This is a genomic window from uncultured Campylobacter sp. (genome assembly GCF_937997595.1).
Classification (GTDB): domain Bacteria; phylum Campylobacterota; class Campylobacteria; order Campylobacterales; family Campylobacteraceae; genus Campylobacter_B.
In genome coordinates, this window is record NZ_CALKTS010000267.1 from 1 (window position 1) to 2,757 (window position 2,757).

Below are 2,757 nucleotides of genomic sequence, written 5' to 3' on the forward strand. Positions count from 1 at the left end.
GTAAAATTCCGCGATCGCAATAGCTAAATTTAAAACGAAAAATCCCCCGTCGCGCCGTGCGACATGCTCTCATAGACTGCCTTGACGTATTTGTCGCGCACTGCGCAATCTAGCAGCTTTTCGCACTCCATGCAGCTGGTGAGATTGTGCTCGGCTTGGCACGCTTGCAGCGCGGCTAAGCTTTTATCCAAAATTTCGTCGTAAACGTCGCGCGGCGCGCTGCTCTCAGTATCAGCCATCAATTTTTCTCGCCGTAAATTTCATGCATTTTCGCGATCTCGTACTTCGAGCCGAAAAAGCAAGGGGTGCTTTGGTGAATTTTTTCAATCTTTAGCTGCAAAAGCGAGCCGTTCGCGCCGTCGCTGGTGGCGCCTCCCGCGCGCTCGAATATAAACGCAAACGGCAGAACCTCGAAGGTTACGCGAAGTTTGCCGCGCGGATGATCGCTAGTAGCGGGGTAGCTGAAAAGTCCGCCGCCTTTTAATAAAATTTGATGTAGGTCGCTTACCATCGCGCCGCTGTATCGCAGGCGATAGCCCTCATCAAACAGCGCCCGCACGAGCTTTCGGTGCGGCTCGCTCCAGCCCTTTTGCGTCGCACCCGTGGCGTTTAGTTTGCCTTTTTGCTGTAGGCGCAGCTCTTTTACGAAGCTAAATTTGCCCTCGCGATTTAGGCGGTAGAGCTTCGGCGCGTCCTCGCAAACGACCATCTCAAGGCGCGGCCCGTAGATGCAATAGATCGCCGCTTTTAAGTTTGCGGGCGAAATTTCATCCTCGTAGATGCCGAAAATCGAGCCCACGGCAAAATTTACGTCCACCAAGCTCGAGCCGTCGAGCGGATCGTAAGCGACGATTAGGCGGGCATCCTTTCGAAGCTCTAGCGCCTCCTCTTTCTCCTCGCTGATTAGGGCGCGCACGAGCGGATTTTTGCGAAATTCCGCTTCGATTATGGCGTCGCTTTTTACGTCGAGTTTGAGCTGCGTATCGCCCGTGCTGTTGTGATGATCGGTGTAGCCGAAGTCCGCGTATTTCAGATCCTCGGCGATTTGTAGCGCGATATTTTGGATTGATTTTACGATCTCTTGCATTTTATTCCTTTACATTTTTTTGGCGTTTTTTAAGATCCATTCGCTGATACCCGCAGCGTCGTCGATGTCGAAATTTACGCGGCAAAACTTATCCATCTGCTCGCCGCTTAAATTTGAAGCGATCGCGTCCGAAAAAGGCAGATACGCCGGATCGATCCTGTCGCGAAATAGGCTTATGCGCGGCAGCGGCAACGTCTTTAGCCCCTCTACGAGCAAAATGTCGAAGTCTCCGAGCATCCGCACGACCTCGTCGATTTGCATACAGCGCTGCGAAAAATAGCTCGTCCGCGTCGGGCTCATCACGACGGTTTCGGCGCCGAGCTCGCTAAATTTGGCGCTGTCCTTGCCCTCTACGTCAAAGCGCGCCTTGTCGCCCGGATCGTGCTTTACGATCGCAATCCGCAGCCCGCTAGCGATAAAAATTTTAGCGATCTTGCAAATTAGCGTCGTTTTGCCGCTGTTGGAAGGGCCTGAAAATGCGATAGCAAGTCTTTTCATTTTTAAAATCCGGCTTTTTAAGATGAGCAGATTGTAGCGAATTTAGCCTTTTAAAAAGCAAAATTCGTTAGAATGCGCCTAAAATTTCAAAGGAAGATCGATGAAGAAATTTGATTTTAGCGGCGCGCTAAACGGCCTGCTAAAGGGCGCGCTCCCAGCCGCGCTAGCGCTATTTTTAAACTCCTGCTCCGCAAACGATCCCCGTCACGATCCGCTTAAAAACGAGTTTTTGGCCTACACGCAAAAATTTGAATCGGTGCGTGCGGGCGATCGCTATTTGGCAGTGGCGACCTATCTAAATCCCGTCGCGCCCGAGCTTAGAAACGCCGCGGAGGACGAGGTGTTTTTGCTCACCTCCTATCCTAAAGAGATTCAGATCCACGCGGTGCAGATTAACGGCGCAAACGCAAACGTAACGCCGCTGAGCGACGGCGATCCGCTTTTGCAAAAGGAGCTTTTTAAGATCGCGTGGTCGAGCCGCTACAAGATCACCGCGCCTAAGAGCGATAAGGACGAGCTGGTGCTTAGCTACCGCACCTCAAATGGTCTGGCTGCCACGATGAAATTTCGTAAAATTTCAAAGTCGCTGTATTGGCAGCCGCAGATCGATCTGAAAGATTAAAGGAGAGAGGGTGGGCTACGACATAAGCTATCACGCGATCGGCAAAGATGAAATTTCGCAGTGGTATTTTAAGCCGCTAAAGCTCGCGCAGAAGGGGGATTTTGAGGCTATCGCCCAAATCGCTCGCGAAGCCCAGGCGGATGAATTTTACGCAGAAAAATACGCGGATGGCTTCCGCTCGGCGCTGCAGTACGGCACGCGGGGGATTTTTAATAAAACGCATGGATTTCATATAGCCGTGGTGCAGGGCTATTTTAGAGAATATTTTTACACGCGCGGCACGGCGTTTAGCTTTTTGGCTGAGCAAAGCTCTAAATTTAAAACCTACATAAGCGATTGGCGCGAGGTTTTGCCGGCGGAATTTCTAGCGGAGTTTAGCGGCGAAATTCACAACGAGATCGTCGAAAACTACTGCTGCGGCGCATATCTTGGTGCCGATAGCGTGCAGAAACTGCTGCGCGATTATGAAGCAGACGGCGAGATAAAAGAGGCGATAGATGAGTTTTATGCGCAGAATTTGCCCGTGTTTTTAAATGCGCTAAATTTGGCT

Annotated in this window: 4 protein-coding genes and 1 pseudogene; 2 read left to right on the forward strand and 3 right to left on the reverse strand. The window is 51.1% G+C overall.

Annotation, left to right across the window (positions count from 1 at the left end; all coding sequences use genetic code 11):
* Positions 1-29: 29 nt before the first annotated feature.
* From Q0614_RS08735 to mobB, 3 genes are read right to left on the reverse strand one after another with little or no spacing between them, the layout of a single operon-like run.
* Positions 30-239, reverse strand: coding sequence for a hypothetical protein (locus Q0614_RS08735; RefSeq protein ID WP_298788081.1), 210 nt, complete (start codon positions 237-239; stop codon positions 30-32).
* Entirely contained in the window at positions 239-1,087 is an 849-nt protein-coding gene (locus Q0614_RS08740; RefSeq protein WP_298788083.1) for a class 1 fructose-bisphosphatase, read from the reverse strand. The genes Q0614_RS08735 and Q0614_RS08740 overlap by 1 nt, the downstream gene beginning before the upstream one ends.
* Positions 1,088-1,096: 9 nt before the next feature.
* A complete protein-coding gene (mobB, locus tag Q0614_RS08745) occupies positions 1,097-1,585 on the reverse strand; it encodes a molybdopterin-guanine dinucleotide biosynthesis protein B (protein ID WP_298788085.1) in 489 nt (162 codons plus the stop codon).
* 100 nt (positions 1,586-1,685) lie between these two features.
* On the opposite strand from mobB, the gene Q0614_RS08750 reads away from it, so the two are divergent.
* Together Q0614_RS08750 and Q0614_RS08755 are read left to right on the forward strand one after the other, a co-directional pair.
* On the forward strand, positions 1,686-2,207 hold the full coding sequence (locus Q0614_RS08750) for a hypothetical protein (protein ID WP_298788087.1): 522 nt from the start codon (positions 1,686-1,688) through the stop codon (positions 2,205-2,207).
* 10 nt (positions 2,208-2,217) lie between these two features.
* Positions 2,218-2,757: pseudogene (locus Q0614_RS08755) on the forward strand (hypothetical protein); the annotation flags it as partial.